Source organism: Mobiluncus curtisii ATCC 43063, from assembly GCF_000196535.1.
Taxonomy (GTDB): domain Bacteria; phylum Actinomycetota; class Actinomycetes; order Actinomycetales; family Actinomycetaceae; genus Mobiluncus; species Mobiluncus curtisii.
In genome coordinates this window covers 1,858,269-1,873,467 of the sequence record NC_014246.1, presented here as the reverse complement: position 1 = coordinate 1,873,467, position 15,199 = coordinate 1,858,269, and the positions used below count along the sequence as shown (strand labels likewise).

Sequence of the window (15,199 nt, the reverse complement as noted above, 5' to 3'; positions counted from 1 at the left end):
CGGTAACCCCTCGCAGTAAAAACCCCTAGGAATTACTGCTTAGCTATTCATTGTACCGCATCATCCGTAAAATTGCTGCTTAAATCGGGTCGTTGTCCGAAATAAATTTATTTTTCGGGGTCTTTTTCAGTACTGGCAGTCATTTTTGGCTCAGATTTAGACTTGGGCTCAAAAGGGGATTTTTCTCGGTTAAGCTCGATGGATTGCGTTTCCGGGCAATCCGGGGCGGAGTGGGTCACCTCGGTCAGAACAGGAGGAAGTTTCCGGTAACGAGCCACCCCAAATACAGCTAGCCCCGCAACGGCAATAACACCGGCAACGACTTGGAACCAGCGGACTCCCCCAGCAACCGTGTACTGGTAGTCGATACGCACAAACTCCAGGAAAAATCGCCCCAGACTGTACAGGAACAGGTACAGACCAATGATTTCCCACGCGCAGAGGCGTCCCCAAGATTGATTGGTCGGGGGACACAAATCCGCCTGTTGCACAAACTCGGAATTATGGGAACGCTTACGGAGTTTTTCATACAGCAGCAGGATGCCCATGGCGAAAAGGTTCCAGATAATTTCATAGAGAAAAGTTGGGTGGAACAGGGTGCCTGGTGCCGTGTTTGCGGGAGCCATCTGGGGACTAATCTCTAGTCCCCAGGGCAAGGTCGTGGCTCTGCCATAGACTTCCTGATTAAAGTAGTTACCCAAGCGTCCCAGAGCTTGAGCCGCTAGCATCGCGGGCGCCAGAGCATCCAGGAACACCCCTACGGGCTGTCGTTTGACGCGGAGGAAACACACGATGGCGAGGAATCCGCCGATGATACCGCCATAGATAGCCAAGCCGCCTTGCCAGATAGCAAATGGTTTCCACCACGGGATACCCGGACCAAAGTAATCGCCAGGATAGGAAAACACTGCCATAGCCCGCGCCCCAACGATACCCAGCAAGCAAATCCAGACCCCAATGTCGCCCACCAGCTCCGGATTGCCTCCGCGGGCTTGGTAACGCTTGGAGGTCCAGAAAATCGCCAGCGCCATGCCCAAAATAATCCAAAAGGCATACCAGCGAACCGTGAGCGGTCCCAAGCTGAACAAAATCGGCGAAGGCGGAGAGGGAATGCTGGTGCGGACAGCAGAAAGCGGACCGTGATATGTAGACAAAACCGCTAACGCAGGGGTAAAACTCAGGGAAAACATTACTCGTGACCTTCAGTGTTATGGCGATACCGGGATGCCCGATCGGGACGCAAAGCAGGATGCTGCGCTGCAGAAGTCATCTTGCGCAACAGATTCACCGGGTCAGGAGAACGCACCAGCGCTTCACCGACCAAGATGGCATCAGCCCCGACCCGAGCATAATCAAAGACTTCCTGTGGACCATGCACCCCAGATTCCGCAACCACGGTGATGTCGGGAGGAATGACGTCAATAGTTTGCTCGCACATGGAGCGATCTACCGCACCCGTTTCTCGGTTCCGAGCGTTGATACCGATGAGACGTGCCCCGGCCGAAATAGCCTGCCGCGCCTCCAAACGAGAATGACACTCTACCAAAGCGCACATTCCCAATGAATGTGTCCGTTCCACCAACGATTCCAATACTATCGGTTCCAGCAAAGCCACCATCAGCAGCACCATATCCGCGCCCATCGCCCGCGACTCGTGAATCTGATAGGGAGTGACCACATATTCCTTGCGCAGCAGCGGCACGTCCAGAGCCTGACGGACCTGTACAAAGTCCTCTGTCGTCCCCAGGTAGTTAGGATGATCCGTCACCACAGAAACCGCTACTGCCCCGCCTTCGATGTATTCCCTGGCTAATTCCACCGGATCTTCAATGGGATTGAGAAAACCAGCGGTCGGAGTTTGCCGTTTGATTTCCCCCATGATGGCGACAAAACCGGGACGGGAGTGCAGCACCGCCAAGCCGTCTTTTGGGCTGGGAGCGTGACGAGCCTGCTCTTTGACGAGTTCCAAAGGCACTGTGGCCTCGCGCAGGGCAACCCCAGCTTTGGCTTGACGGTAAAACTCCTCATAAGTCAGCATCAATAACCCGCCGTCTCCGTCGCCCCGTCGGGGGGCTTGCACCAGGGTTCTGAGGTCGCCACATCTGCGTCCACTCGCGCCGGCGCGATGACTCCTCCAGCATCAAAACAAGACCGGGTACCGGTGTGGCAGGCGGCACCTACCTGTTTCACCTGCAGCAGCAGCGCGTCTCCGTCGCAGTCCATCTCGATTCGGCGCAGGAACTGAACATGACCGGATGTGTCACCTTTACGCCAATAGACTTGCCGGCTGCGCGACCAGAAAGTGACCCGCCCTTCGCGCAGAGTGCGCGCCAAAGCCTCATCGTTCATGTAACCGACCATGAGCACGCGTTTCGTGTCAAAATCTTGAATTACCGCAGCAAACAGCCCCTGGGCGTCGCGTTTCAGACGCTGGGACACATCATCGGGTAATTCGGTCACGGAATTATATTGCCAGCAGACGTGATATTTACCCAAATCGCTGAGAGCAAAATAAATTGCCTAAACGCACAAGCCTGTTCCCGGTCAGGCGATAAGGTCGCGAAGTCCGCACGCCGTGCTGTAAAAACTAGCGAACCGGGAACCCTGCCGCGCTTAAAGCCGCCTTAACTTCCGGCACTGAAATTTCCCCAAAGTGAAAGACGGAAGCCCCCAAGACCGCATCCGCCCCGGCTTGTGCAGCTGCCACGAAATGTTCGACGCGACCTGCACCCCCGGAAGCAATGAGGGGAACGGGACAAACCGGACGAACCGCCTGTAGCATCTCAATGTCGAAGCCGGACTTGGTGCCGTCAGCGTCCATCGAGTTCAACAGCACTTCCCCAGCACCGTGTTCGCAGGCCTGATTAATCCATTCCAAAAGGTCAATACCGGTAGATTGTTTGCCTCCATGTGTGGTGACTTCATAGCCCGAAGGAGTGCGTACCTCGCCCTGCACTCGCCTGGCATCCGCCGACAGCACCAACACTTGCACTCCGAAGCGCGACGCAATCTCGGTGATGAGTTCCGGGCGAGCAATCGCGGCGGTGTTGATACTGACCTTATCGGCACCGGATTTCAGCAAACGTTCCACGTCCGCAACGCTGCGCACCCCACCACCGACCGTCAGGGGTACAAAAATCTCACGAGCGCACTGCTGCACGACTTCTGCCATCGTCGCCCGCCCCTCCACGGAGGCAGACACGTCCAGGAACGTTATTTCGTCCGCCCCAGCTGCGCAGTAACTCGCCGCCAGTTCGACAGGATCTCCCGCATCGCGCAAGTTTTCAAAATTGACCCCTTTGACTACGCGACCCGCATTTACATCCAAACAGGGAATCACTCGCACTGTCAGAGTGTCATCAGCGTAACGGTTCGACATTTGTCACCTCAAGATTCTTTCGTCATTTCGGGATTATCCCAGGCCGCCAAAATATCTATAACCAAGATAGTTGCCTGGTTCCCGGAGCCTTCGGCAGGAGGCACTTCCAGCAGCATCCGAGAGCCAATCTTGCGATCCACAATGCCGCGCGCTGCCCCCTGCTGCACTTTATCATCGAGTTTCAGTTTCACCGGTTCAGACCAGTGATCTTTCAGCAGTGCGGGCGGATTCGAGTAGGAAAATTCCTGATATTTCACCAGTACCGTCTGACCGGGAGCCACTGTCGCCCCCGAACCAGTAATCAGAGGATAGAAACGAAAATCACCGCTGAAGTCCGAGACGATGCTGGGGCGAACTTGCCCCTGGTCTTCGGTAACGGTTACCCCCGCCTCGGGCGGTAGTGGCTTCATCTGAGCATTCAGGGAGGTAGGAATAATATCTATAACCCCGATTTCCATGGTGGACGTGCCCTGTTTCTCGACAGGCTGTTTCAACAGGTAGCGTGACCCTTCGGTGGCACCCCGCACCGCGTGATACAGTTCCGTACCGAAGACCTTGGCAGAAAGCGGACCTACCAACACGGATTCATCACCAGGGGTGGATTCCAGTTTCCCGGTCATTCCCGAAAAGACCGTCACCCGCAACGCGACCATGGTATTGTCTTGAATCTTTTGCCCGTCGCCTTTTATCAGACGTTCAGTAGAGCTTCGTTCCAGAGGAATGGGCTCAGACAGGGTCAGCACGGGTTGCGCCCCGATCGCGCCCAAGACTTCAATCTTTGATTTCGCGGGGTCGCTGACAGCCACGGCGCTGCGATACCACATAATCAAAAGTGCTAAGGCAACAGTGAGCGCCAAGAGAATTCCTAAAGTGAGGGCAATCGGGACGACCTTCGTCTTTGCTAATGGTTTCGGTCTCCGAGGTAGAGACGCCGCACGTCGCAATTTCGCCGCCCGACGGGGGCTGTGAACCTTTGGCTTTACCGGCTCAACGAAAGCCCGATTTTGCACGTCTTCACGTCGCAAACTGACCGTAGGCACCATTTCGGGAGGAAGACTCAGGATTGCTTCTGGTACCGGAGCTTCTGTGGGTACAGATACTTCGACGGGGGCATCCTCGATAACTGAATCCGGGATTGGAGACACTTCCGTATCGCTCGAGGTAACGTCGAGATTGGCGGGTTCCGTCCACGGGATGTAATCCATTTGGTTCGGAATTGGGGCGGGCGTTTGCCCCGGTTGTTGTGCCGCCACGCGGGTGGAACGACGCGGTAACACGGCAGGCATTGCCGGCGGAGTGAGGGGTATCGATACCACCTGTTCTTCTGGGGGCACAAGGGCGGGGGGCGGAGTTTCGACAGGCGGTGCCGGGGCTGCGGCGGGGGGCAGTTCCTGACCGGACGGGGACGTTTGACGAAGTTGCGAGTCTGCTTTCCGGGTCATTTCCTGGAAAGCTTCTAAGTCCTCGAAGCCGTTGGCTTTTAACCAAGACGTCAGCAGGTCTTTGGCACCTTCCGTTATCGGCTGGGTCGCGGCAGAGGACTTTTGCTCGGCATCCTCCGCCATCATTCGGGCACGCCGACGCGGCGAAAGGTTCGGGTCTACCTCACGCCTAACGTAAGTTCCTGCATCAACCGGACCTGCGGCCCGGTGCGAGGAACGCCGGGGGCTTTCTTCGCTCAAACTTCCTCCATTGTTTTCATAAGCATATCGACTTCTGGGCTGGTAACTGCAAAGGGGTCGCTGAGTGTCACGGTTCCCAATCCCGATTCCGGCAGACGTAGATGAGTCCAGTCCACTTGCAAATCTGCCCGGTGTTCCCGCGCCGCTGTAATCAATGCGCCGCGCACCTTGGCGCGAGTGTTTTTCGGAGGTACCGTTTTCGCAGCCTCAACCGCGTTCGGGCAGGTCAACCTAGTTGCTAAGCCGCGCTGATCCAAGCGAAGCCCTCCGGGGGTGATGTCGTGATAAGCCAGATCCAAACGTGCCATTTTGGAGTCAGACCATTCCAAATCGTGACGTTGACGCAGACCATTCAGTAACGAAAATTTTGTCGCCCAATCCAAATGCCCCGTTAAAGCGTCCAAATCTTGATTCCGTAGCGCCGTCAACCATTGCCCCCAATGCGCCAAAACTTCGCGATAGTCCGCACCCATCTCAGCCCCGGAAAACACTTCTGAGAGACGGTCGCGGAAAGTTTCTTGCATATCCAGTGCGCTCCAGAGTCGTCCATCCGTCAGTTCCACCCGAATCTGCCCCCCAAAATTTGTGACATCCGAGGTGATGTCGCGTAACGCGACGATGGGTGAGGTCAGAGAGAGGTCAGAAAAATCCACCCCCGCCTCCAGGGCTGCCAGCAACAGGTTCATCGTCGCGATTTTGAAACGTGTCGGAGGCTCTAAAACGTTGGAATCACCCACAATGACGTGCAAACGACGATACCGTTTCGGGTCCGCGTGGGGTTCGTCGCGTGTGTTCACCAACGGGCGGGTGGAAGTGGTGGCGGCGGACACGGCGTCATCTATCTGGAAAGCCCGCTGTGAGAAGCAATAGCGGGTTTTCCCTTGAATCCGCAGCAGGGCACCAGCCCCGGTGATGACTTGACGGGTCACTAAGAAAGAGACGAGAGCATCGACCAGGGAACGAAACTTCCCATCTCGGTACAGCAGATAGTTTTCGTGGCAGCCGCACGAGTGACCCGCCGCATCCAAGTTGTTTTTAAACAGGTGTACCTGGGTTTTCGTGCCAGTTTGGGCGCTCAGACGATTGCTGGCCCCAGCCGCCATATCCGCCAGGATTTCCACCCCGGCGCGGTCTTGGTTGAGCACATCGTCTAGGCTCAAGCATTCCGCTGTGGCGTATTCGGGATGGGATCCGACATCGAGATAGAGCCGTGCCCCGTTGGGAAGGAACACTGAAGTGCTTTGGTTGCGGGCGAGGAGGTCACGAAACAACACCCGTCCAGCCGTGTCCGCATCCGCCACCGGCTTTCCTCCCGACACCGCCGCGGCAAGAATGCCATATTCCGTCTCGATACCGAAAATGCGGCGCGGCAAGCAGTCCAGGTGAGCGTTTCGCGCCAAGGTTCACTCGCCGCCTTTTTGCACGAACCCTTGCACGAAGGTCCCCGCATCCTCGGCAACCAGGTCCTCGATTTCGTCAAGCAGGTCGTCCAGTCCTGCGGGTTCTTGAATCTGACCGTATCCGACAGGAAACGCACTCGAGTCAGGTGAGGTGGGGGTTGCCGGATAATTTGTCTGGTCTTGTTTCATAACATTCTCCATTGTGCCACTTCATCTCCACCTTTAGGGTAAGCATAGCCTGTGCAATCACGAAGTTAACGCCTGATTAGAGAACGGATCACGCAGGGAAATCCGCTGCAGCCGATCCCGCCCGACACGAACCACCAAAGCTGTCCAACTAGCTGCAACCAAGTCTTTTCGGTGGGCTACTGCCTCTCCACGGACTTTCGCGCGTGTGCCGGCAGGGGGCTGGGTGGCAGCCAAATTAATATCCGTAGCGGGCGCGACCTCCTCAACGTGACCTTTCGCTCGCAACTTATCGACCGGGGACAAGCCGGGTCGCAAATCAGCCCATTGAATGTCCAGAGCAGCCAATTTTTCACTGGACCAGCCACCGGGAATTCGCCGACTCAATGCCTGGAAAATCGTACGTTTCGCCACCCATTCGACCCGCCGCGCCGCTGCTACAGGATCCTCGCGCAGCATCCGCACGGTATCTACCCAGGTCAGTGCATCAGTGAGCGCATCCGCTAACAGAACGTCCCGGTCTTGGGAATGCAAGAAATCTGCCACTGTGTTTGCCGCAACCCACTGCCACTCCAACGCGCTGCGCTCTGTCCCGTCGGCACACTGCAAGGTCGTCTGAAAATCAATGTCGTGGGACACCTGCCACCCGGCTGATACCGGGTCGCACTCTAGAAACAATCCCTCTACCGGCGGAGCCTTGTGACTAATCTTCCAAGCCGTTTCCACAGCTGCCAGCCACGCCCGGCTCGCGGCAACTTTAGCCAAGATAGAGCCGGGGAACCGATTCGCATCGCCGTTGATGACGTGCAGACGGCGCCACTTTGAACCGGCATGAGATTCGTCACGAGTATTGACGATGGGTCGGTTGAACGTGGTTTGCAAACCAACCAAATCGCCGACAAAATCTGCACGTTGCGACATCTGGAAACCGCAAGTTTCACTGTTCTTTCCGATACCGACCCGACCGGCACCGCAAATCACCGGTCGCGTCACCAAAAATGGCACCAAACAATCGCGCAGCAGCGGAAACGGCACTTCCCGAGCCAACAGGTAGTTCTCATGTGAACCGTAAGACCACCCTTTGGAATCAGTGTTGTTCTTGTACAGCACAATCGGTGAACCATAGCTGGAGGCAACGCTCATGGCTCGTCGGGCCACATATTCCCCCGCTACGTCCCACACCACCGCATCGCGGGCGGTCAAAACTTCGGGAGTGGAGTACTCGGGGTGAGCATGGTCAACATAGAAACGTCCTCCATTGGTTAACACCACATTCGTCAGCATGGGAGAGGATTGACCCACCAACTCTTGCACTGAAAACGTGTCCTTCGCAGCAGTCTCCACACCTGGAGATGCCGGGGCAAACCGCTGGGGGTCATCAGTCAACATGGTCGGGTCAGCACTGGCGCGGTCCAACCGCGTGCCTCGCAAATCTTGGAGAGGATCCTCTCCTTCCCAGTCCCAGCCAATCGCCTGCCCATCCGGACGCAAACTCGCCTGCCAGGAACGCACAGCTTGTGCCGCCACCACGGACAGGCTCTCAGGACTCTGCCGGAAGTCGGGTTGAGTGTATACTTCCGAATCCGGGTCAATCGCTATGCCATACTCGGTTTCGATTCCTACCACGCGTTGATTTGTCACAAGCCCAGCCCCTGACTAGGAATATGACGGGTCGCGGACGACCCCGCTGGCAATGCAGTTGATTCCCAAGTCTCGTGCCAGCGCCTCCGGTGGCAGCAGCGACGTTAGTGCCGCAGTCTGCGCGATAGTGTCCGCAAGGGCGGCGTTGAGATCCTCCCAGCGAATCCCGTGCCCGTCGCCTTTCAGTTCACGACCTATCGCTAAATTTTTGGCTTGGTTCGCAATCGAAACCAGCAACGCCCCGGAAATCATGTCGCTAAAAAACACTTTCCGTTCGTGTTCTTTACCCCCTACCTCGACGTAGCGCAGGGTGCACAGATAAGTGGCTGGTTCCTGGACAAACAGGCGATTGACCGCGGCTTCCACCAGGTTTACAGCAAAAATTGTCGCTCCCCCGGCCGCGGACATTTGCGCCTCATCGAAAGGGGTCGCTGGGCTGAAATGGTGAGCCAAAATACCCCGCGCCGCCGCCTCATCCGGACGCCCCACGCGAATTTTGACGTCAAAGCGACCGGGGCGCAGCAGTGCCGGATCAATCATGTCCTCCCGGTTTGAAGCGCCAATGACTATCACGTCTCGCAGCTCATCCAAACCGTCCATCTCGGTCAACAGCTGCGGTACCAACATAGTTTCCACATCGGAGGAAATACCCGAGCCGCGGGTACGGAACAGGGCTTCCATCTCATCAAAAAACACCACCACGGGGTGCGTACCCGCTGACAGTTCTCTAGCGCGGTCAAAAATGGCACGTATCTGCCGTTCCGTTTCGCCCACGAACTTGCTGAGCAGTTCGGGTCCTTTCACGGAGAGAAACACGCTGGGTTGGTCGTATTGCACCGCCAGGGATGTCGCCACAGCCTTGGCAAGCATGGTTTTTCCACAACCGGGAGGTCCGTACAGCAAGACACCTTTGGGTGCGCTCAGACCGTAGGAGGCAAACAGATTGCGATGGGTATAGGGCATCTCCACCGCCGCCCGGATATGCGCGATCTCCGTGTCCAGCCCCCCAATATCGTCATAGGTGACTCCCGGCACTTCGGGCTGCAATGCTTGTTCGACCCCGGCGCTTTCGAGCAGTTCCAATCCCCAACCTGCCCGCGTATTTACCAAAAGGGTGTCACCGACTTTCAAGGTTTCGGCAAAACCGGGGCGCAGCCGCACCGCAACTTCCGTTCCGCTGGATAGGCGTACTACCGACCGATCCATCTTTAGGTCACATACGGTAGCCACAGTTCCAAAGAGGGAACGTGGGGCGATACCCACCACCACCGGGGTGGCGTCTATCCACACGGCGTCACCCGGTTGGAGCTGGTCCACCCCCGCGAACTCCTGCACCGCTAAGCGAACGTGCTTTCCGTCCCAAGCGACCTCTGCCAGTCGAGAGGGCTGGTTGACATCCGTTCCGGTCACAGTATCGGTGGAAAATCCTTCAAAAATAGCGTGCGACAAGGGCGGTTGACCGATTTGTCGCAGCTGGGAACGCAGAGACTCCAGTTGGGTTTTTGATTCTCGCAGAGCAGCTTTCAGGCGTGCGTTGTGTTCTCCGACAGAAATAACCTCACGTTTCAGATCTTCGATACTCGGATTGGAATCATTCATCGCGCTCCTCCTGATGTGTCTCCCGGCGAGCCGTCTGATCCCGTTGATAGGCGGCTTTTTCCGTGGCATCCCGGATGACGCGACGCAATTTTTGATCCGAAATTGGGCGCGGGGCCTCATAGTCAAGGGTTTCGTCTTCCCACAGGGCGTCGCGGGAGTCGAACTGTCCCACTGCTTCCTCGCCGTGCCGAATGGAAGTTTCGCCGTCAGCCAGGCGGCGCGCTGTAAATATAAATCCCGTATGGGCAATCATGCGGTGATCAGGTCGGACCGCCAAACCGTCAACATGCCACGGTCGAACCAGGGACTCCCAAGAGCGCAACGACGTGAATCCGCCGAAGTTTCGTAGGTCTTGCACCATCCGCGCCAGCTGCGTAATGGTGGTGAGATAGCAGGTCAGCACCCCGCCAGGCACCAGCACTCGATGGACCTGTTCCAGGTGCTCCCACGGCTTTAACATGTCCAGCACCACCCGGTCCACAGATTTATCTGCCACGCCATCTCGCAGCCCTGCACTGAGATCAGCCAGGCGCAACTCCCAGTTGCTCACGTCCCCACAAAACCACATCTCTACGTTGCATCGCGCTACCTCTGCAAAATCGGGACGTAACTCAAAACTGGTGACATGCCCGGATGACCCTACTGCCCCCAACAGGCTCATAGTCATAGCACCACTGCCCACCCCGGCTTCGACAACGTTCGCACCGGGGAAAATATCGCCTTCCATCACGATTTGCGCAGCGTCTTTTGGATAGAGGATTTGCGCCCCGCGTGGCATGGACAGATGATAATCAACCAGCAGGGGACGCAAGGCGGTGAAGCGATGTTCGCCGCGCTCCGAAGGAAAAATTGTGCCCTCCGGTTTCCCAATAATTTCTTGGTGACGCAAGGTTCCTTGATGGCATTGGAAATAGCCGTTTTCGCGCAGTAGAGTCGTATGCACTCGACCTTTTTCATCGGTCAGCTGGACCCACTCTCCACTGCGAAACGGACCGCGGCGACGCGCTGGACCGCCGGGAATGAATGGTTTTTCCTGAGATTGAGCCATAGCCATTATCTTAACCTATGGTTTTTCACCCCGACGCAATCGGTCTGGTAAACGAAGAGATTTTTGGCAGTCAGGCGATAACCTGAAGGCATGAGTGAATCGTCATCTGCCCCCGCTCCTCGTCCCCCAGCGCTTTCGGCATCTTCGGCGAAACAGTTTCAACAATGTCCCCTAAAGTGGCGTTTCAAATACGTTGATAAACTCCCAGAACCGCAAAGCCCCGCCGCTTTGCGCGGCAGTTTAGTGCATAAGGTGCTGGAGGATATGTTTGATTTGCCTCCCGCCGAGCGACAAGCTCCCACGGTGCGTGAAACCGTGGACCGCGCTTGGGAAAAGGTCACGGATGGAGCTTATAAACTTTCCGAAGTCTTGGCACAGACTTCCGAGCAGGAGTTGAAAGCTGCCGCCCGCCAGCTTATTGATGCTTATTTTTCCTTGGAAGATCCGCGCCGGCTGCATCCTAGCGGTCGGGAGCTGGGGGTGGAAACGGTATTATCCAGCGGTTTAAAGCTGCGCGGATTTATCGACCGTGTAGAACAGGCAGGCAACGGGGACGTACGCATCATTGATTACAAGACCGGCAAGGCTCCCGATATGCGCTTTACCGGAGAATACGTCTTTCAGATGCGGATGTATGCTCTGCTGTACCGGGAACAATATCAAGTCACTCCCAAGCGGACCCAGTTGTTGTTCCTGGGAGGCAACCCTCAGGTTCTGACGTTCGACCCCACAGATGCCAACGTAGACGAGTTCGCAGCTGAAATTAACGCGCTGTGGTCAGACATAGCTGCTCACCTGCACGCGAATCGTTTTGAAACGCGGAAATCTCGACTCTGCGACTGGTGTTACTTTCAAAACCTCTGTCCCGTTTTCGGTGGTATTAGCCCGGAAGTCGACCCAGCAATGTTAGAAAAAATTTCGGAAATCGGTCCTGCCGCCGCGGGCTAGGCAGTTCACGAACCTTCCTCGACTAGGCTGGAAATCATGGAGATGCGACGTCTGGGAAATACCGGTATGCGGGTTTCAGCTTTGGGTTTGGGAACCCTAACTTGGGGACGAGATACCTTAGAATCCGAAGCAGCCGCTCAGCTCGAGGCTTTCGTCGAGGTCGGGGGGAACTTGATTGATACTTCCCCAACTTACGGAGACGGTCAAGCCGAGGTGGTGTTGGGTCATCTGCTGGGTTCCGCTGGTAGCTCTACCGCGATGGATACCGAATTCCCCGCACCTCATTTTGCCCGCGAAGACCTGGTTATCGTGTCAAAAGCGGGGGTCTCGCGGCGGCATGATGAATCTTTCGTGGACGCCTCCCGCCAGAACCTGTTGGGCAGTCTGGATCGAACCCTGCGCAATTTGGGCACTGATTACGTGGATTTGTGGTTGCTGCAGGTTCCCGATCCGCACACCGACTTTGACCTGATACTGGGGACGTTATGGTCGGCATGGTCGAGCGGAAAAGCGCGGTATGTGGGGCTGTCTAATCATGCGGGCTGGCAGTGTGCTTACGCAGCGGCACGTCTGCGGGAAGGCACAGTTAATGTGCCGGGTTTAGCGGCGGTGGAAAATGAGTACTCGTTGTTGAACCGGCAGGCGGAAGCCGAAGTTTTACCTGCTGCCCAGTCGCTGGGATTTGGGTTTTTGGGATGGTCGGCGCTGGGTCGCGGGGTCTTGACCGGTAAATATCGCAATTCGGTGCCGCCGGATTCTCGCGCCGCCTCTATTCATCTGCAAGGTTTTGTGCAGCCTTATCTGCAAGGAAGGTATCGCAGCATCGTGGAATCGGTAGCGACCGCGGCGCAGGGTTTGGAAGTTTCTCCGTTGGCAGTGTCACTCGCTTGGGCTTTGCAAAAGCCCGGTGTGTCCAGTGCCATAGTCGGGGCGCGCAGTGCCGAACAATTCCGTCAAGTCTTGGGGGCGCTAGATACGAAAGTGCCACGTCAAGTCATGTCGGCTTTAGATGAGGTTTCTGACCCGCGACTACCGGTGACCTAGTGCTTTTGCATCTGACTCTGATTACGCATAGCGCACCACACCCCAGGAGAGGCGACGTGACAGCCGAAATCAGTCCTCACCGTGCAGGTCAAAGTCCTCTAAGTCGCCTTCGTCCAGATAATCGTTGTCGTCGTCTTCATCATCATCATCGAGGTCATCGATGAAATCGTCGTCGTCTTCGTCATCGTCGTATTCCTCGTCGTCATCTTCGAGGATGTCAAAGGGCAACTCGACCCCGGTGGCAGTAAACAGCGCATCATCGTAGGTAAAAAAGGCGTCACGAAGCTTTTCTTCGGCATCGCTCAAGACCGACGAATCGTCCATATCGCTGTCGGCTACAGATGCCACTTCCAAATGCCGCTGCAGTGCGGCAATCAAATTATCTAACTCCGTACGAGGATTTTTCATAAGTCCAATTCTAATGTGCAGGACCAAACATTGCAGGACAATTCAGGGGGAAACCAGGGGCTTTACCCCGTCAATGTGACTCCAGGGAAAGGTCTGGTGACACCTGGTGCGAACCTGCCGTAAGGAACCGATCCGGTTAGAGAAACAACATACTCTAAGGCAGATGCAGCTGACCTCTGACCATGGTCACCATCAGGTCGGTGCCTTTGATTTCGGAGGTTTCGTCAGGACCTACGATTTGTGATTCTCCGTTAGGACCGGTCAGCTGGGACGCTCCCCCCTCGACTCCCAAGGGCAAAACAATCCACATCTTACCGGGGGTATAGGTGGTGGAGGGTGCCTGCCCGGCAATCTCCGCTTTAATATTTGCCACCACTACCCGCGCGTGTGCCCGAGCCGCGTCAGCCCGTTTAGACTCGTGAACATCGGTAATATCGCCGACCGCGTAGACGTGATTCTGACCTTTTACCCGCAGGTATTCATCCACCGTGACCTGCCCCTCATTGTTGAGGGAATCACCGTAGTTTGCCCGCAGATAGCCCGAAGCCGTTTGGGCACCGTAGCACAGGAACCACATATCGGCGTCGATTCCCACTCCGGCTTGCGTCTCGACATGGAAAGGAGCCAACTCCCCGATATCGGTTGGCGGTAAATACGCCAAGGGAGCGCCCAAAACCAGACGCACTCCCGCCTGTTGCAAATCCGCGGTCAAAACCTCACGCAGGTCTTCGGCATACTCGTTAGACCCCAAAATATGCGGGGAACGATCCACCATAATGATTTCTATATCCGGAAAGTTCGTAAACAGCTCGCCGGCGAATTCAATGGCAACAGTACCCGCGCCAACCAGCATGACCCGCTTCGCTTGCGACAAATTATTCCGGGTTTCTTCCAGACGCCGTTTCGCCAACGAAGCTGTCGGGATATTGTGTTTCGCCGGATAGGGGTAGGTGGTCCCAGTCGCTAAAACCAGGTAATCCGCTTCAATAGGGTCATGATTTGCCAGGTGAACGGTGGTTCCCTCGACGCGGGTCGCTTCTCCGTGCACGACCCGACCGTGCTTTAATAGGCGCGAGTAGGGCATGAATATGGTGTGGGTCCAAATATCATCGACGGCGGCACGCAAAGCTGCTGCGTGATGCACGAACTGGTCTTTTTGTTCCACCAAAGTCACTTCGGCGACATCATCCAAACCGCCTGCCACGGTGATTCCCCCATATCCACCACCGACTACAGTAACTCGGACCACACTACCTCCCGCTTCAGCTCCTCTAGGATTGACGCCTTCCAACAAAACGTCTTAATCCTAACCTAAATGCCAGCTAGTGCACCGGTTTCGCGATAAATATTTCAACCGGTTCGGAGTGAGGTTTACAGTTCTGGCGCCAGCGGGACCTGCAAGGCTCGGGCAATGTTCGGGGGAAAGAATCCCTCCCCTTTCAAAACTTTACCGTCATCGCGATAAATCGGTTTCCCGTCCGGACCCAGCTTCGACAGATTGGACGCTTGAACTTCCTGCAATACTGCCGGCAGGTTGATTCCCGCCTCCAGAGCCATGCCGTAAACAACGTAGGTCAAATCTGCCAACGCATCGGCGACCTCGACAGTGTCGCGAGCGCCCTCGTCCAGTTCACTGATTCCGTCCATCACCCCGCGCAGCGCCGCATAGGCTTTCTGACCGTATAGCGCGCGCACCAACTCGGAAGTTTCTTCTAAAATCAGTGACAAGCGCATATGCATCCGCTCGTTTTCGATGTTTGGTCCCGTTGTCACCACTGGCAGGTCATAGACTTGGTGAAATTGCCGCACGAGGGCTTCCGGGTCACGCGGGTCGGGGGTAGGCAGTTCTGGTTGGCTCATTTTG

The 15,199-nt window shown here is 56.2% G+C and carries 15 protein-coding genes; 2 read left to right on the top strand and 13 right to left on the bottom strand.

Annotation, left to right across the window (positions count from 1 at the left end):
• Positions 1–107 precede the first annotated feature (107 nt).
• The 10 genes from lgt to HMPREF0573_RS08080 form a co-directional block, all read right to left on the bottom strand.
• Entirely contained in the window at positions 108–1,190 is a 1,083-nt protein-coding gene (lgt, locus tag HMPREF0573_RS08125) for a prolipoprotein diacylglyceryl transferase (protein ID WP_041798059.1), read from the bottom strand.
• Positions 1,190–2,038, bottom strand: coding sequence for an indole-3-glycerol phosphate synthase TrpC (locus HMPREF0573_RS08120; RefSeq protein WP_013189533.1), 849 nt, complete (start codon positions 2,036–2,038; stop codon positions 1,190–1,192). The genes lgt and HMPREF0573_RS08120 overlap by 1 nt, the downstream gene beginning before the upstream one ends.
• On the bottom strand, positions 2,038–2,460 hold the full coding sequence (gene hisI, locus HMPREF0573_RS08115; protein WP_004006844.1) for a phosphoribosyl-AMP cyclohydrolase: 423 nt from the start codon (positions 2,458–2,460) through the stop codon (positions 2,038–2,040). The genes HMPREF0573_RS08120 and hisI overlap by 1 nt, the downstream gene beginning before the upstream one ends.
• Positions 2,461–2,587: 127 nt before the next feature.
• Entirely contained in the window at positions 2,588–3,379 is a 792-nt protein-coding gene (gene hisF, locus HMPREF0573_RS08110) for an imidazole glycerol phosphate synthase subunit HisF (protein WP_004006845.1), read from the bottom strand.
• A gap of 8 nt (positions 3,380–3,387) precedes the next feature.
• A complete protein-coding gene (locus HMPREF0573_RS08105; RefSeq protein ID WP_236585882.1) occupies positions 3,388–5,061 on the bottom strand; it encodes an FKBP-type peptidyl-prolyl cis-trans isomerase in 1,674 nt (557 codons plus the stop codon).
• Positions 5,058–6,461: a proteasome accessory factor PafA2 family protein gene (locus tag HMPREF0573_RS08100; protein WP_013189532.1), complete on the bottom strand. Its 1,404-nt coding sequence runs from the start codon at positions 6,459–6,461 to the stop codon at positions 5,058–5,060. Before HMPREF0573_RS08100 ends, HMPREF0573_RS08105 begins: the two co-directional genes overlap by 4 nt.
• Positions 6,462–6,464: 3 nt before the next feature.
• Positions 6,465–6,662 carry a ubiquitin-like protein Pup gene (locus tag HMPREF0573_RS08095; protein WP_013189531.1) on the bottom strand — a complete coding sequence of 66 codons (198 nt, stop codon included), beginning with the start codon at positions 6,660–6,662 and terminating at the stop codon, positions 6,465–6,467.
• A 45-nt stretch (positions 6,663–6,707) separates the two neighbouring features.
• A complete protein-coding gene (locus HMPREF0573_RS08090; RefSeq protein ID WP_041798057.1) occupies positions 6,708–8,288 on the bottom strand; it encodes a proteasome accessory factor PafA2 family protein in 1,581 nt (526 codons plus the stop codon).
• A gap of 15 nt (positions 8,289–8,303) precedes the next feature.
• Positions 8,304–9,887: a proteasome ATPase gene (arc, locus tag HMPREF0573_RS08085; RefSeq protein ID WP_013189529.1), complete on the bottom strand. Its 1,584-nt coding sequence runs from the start codon at positions 9,885–9,887 to the stop codon at positions 8,304–8,306.
• Positions 9,880–10,941 carry a tRNA (adenine-N1)-methyltransferase gene (locus tag HMPREF0573_RS08080; RefSeq protein WP_004006851.1) on the bottom strand — a complete coding sequence of 354 codons (1,062 nt, stop codon included), beginning with the start codon at positions 10,939–10,941 and terminating at the stop codon, positions 9,880–9,882. The genes arc and HMPREF0573_RS08080 overlap by 8 nt, the downstream gene beginning before the upstream one ends.
• 84 nt (positions 10,942–11,025) lie before the next feature.
• Here HMPREF0573_RS08080 and HMPREF0573_RS08075 point away from each other — a divergent pair, with 84 nt between their 5' ends.
• Positions 11,026–11,883 carry a RecB family exonuclease gene (locus HMPREF0573_RS08075; protein ID WP_041798055.1) on the top strand — a complete coding sequence of 286 codons (858 nt, stop codon included), beginning with the start codon at positions 11,026–11,028 and terminating at the stop codon, positions 11,881–11,883.
• A 36-nt stretch (positions 11,884–11,919) separates the two neighbouring features.
• Complete coding sequence (locus tag HMPREF0573_RS08070; RefSeq protein WP_004006853.1) at positions 11,920–12,927, top strand: aldo/keto reductase; 1,008 nt, start codon at positions 11,920–11,922, stop codon at positions 12,925–12,927.
• Between the two features lie 69 nt (positions 12,928–12,996).
• Here HMPREF0573_RS08070 and HMPREF0573_RS08065 read toward each other — a convergent pair whose 3' ends face one another.
• The 3 genes from HMPREF0573_RS08065 to HMPREF0573_RS08055 all read right to left on the bottom strand — a co-directional run bounded on the left by HMPREF0573_RS08065 (position 12,997) and on the right by HMPREF0573_RS08055 (position 15,195).
• Complete coding sequence (locus HMPREF0573_RS08065) at positions 12,997–13,335, bottom strand: hypothetical protein (RefSeq protein WP_004010694.1); 339 nt, start codon at positions 13,333–13,335, stop codon at positions 12,997–12,999.
• A 154-nt stretch (positions 13,336–13,489) separates the two neighbouring features.
• Complete coding sequence (locus HMPREF0573_RS08060) at positions 13,490–14,584, bottom strand: FAD-dependent oxidoreductase (RefSeq protein ID WP_036324823.1); 1,095 nt, start codon at positions 14,582–14,584, stop codon at positions 13,490–13,492.
• Between the two features lie 122 nt (positions 14,585–14,706).
• The gene (locus HMPREF0573_RS08055; RefSeq protein ID WP_004006856.1) at positions 14,707–15,195 is read right to left on the bottom strand and encodes a pyrophosphohydrolase domain-containing protein; all 489 of its coding nucleotides are present in this window, start codon (positions 15,193–15,195) and stop codon (positions 14,707–14,709) included.
• Positions 15,196–15,199: the final 4 nt, after the last annotated feature.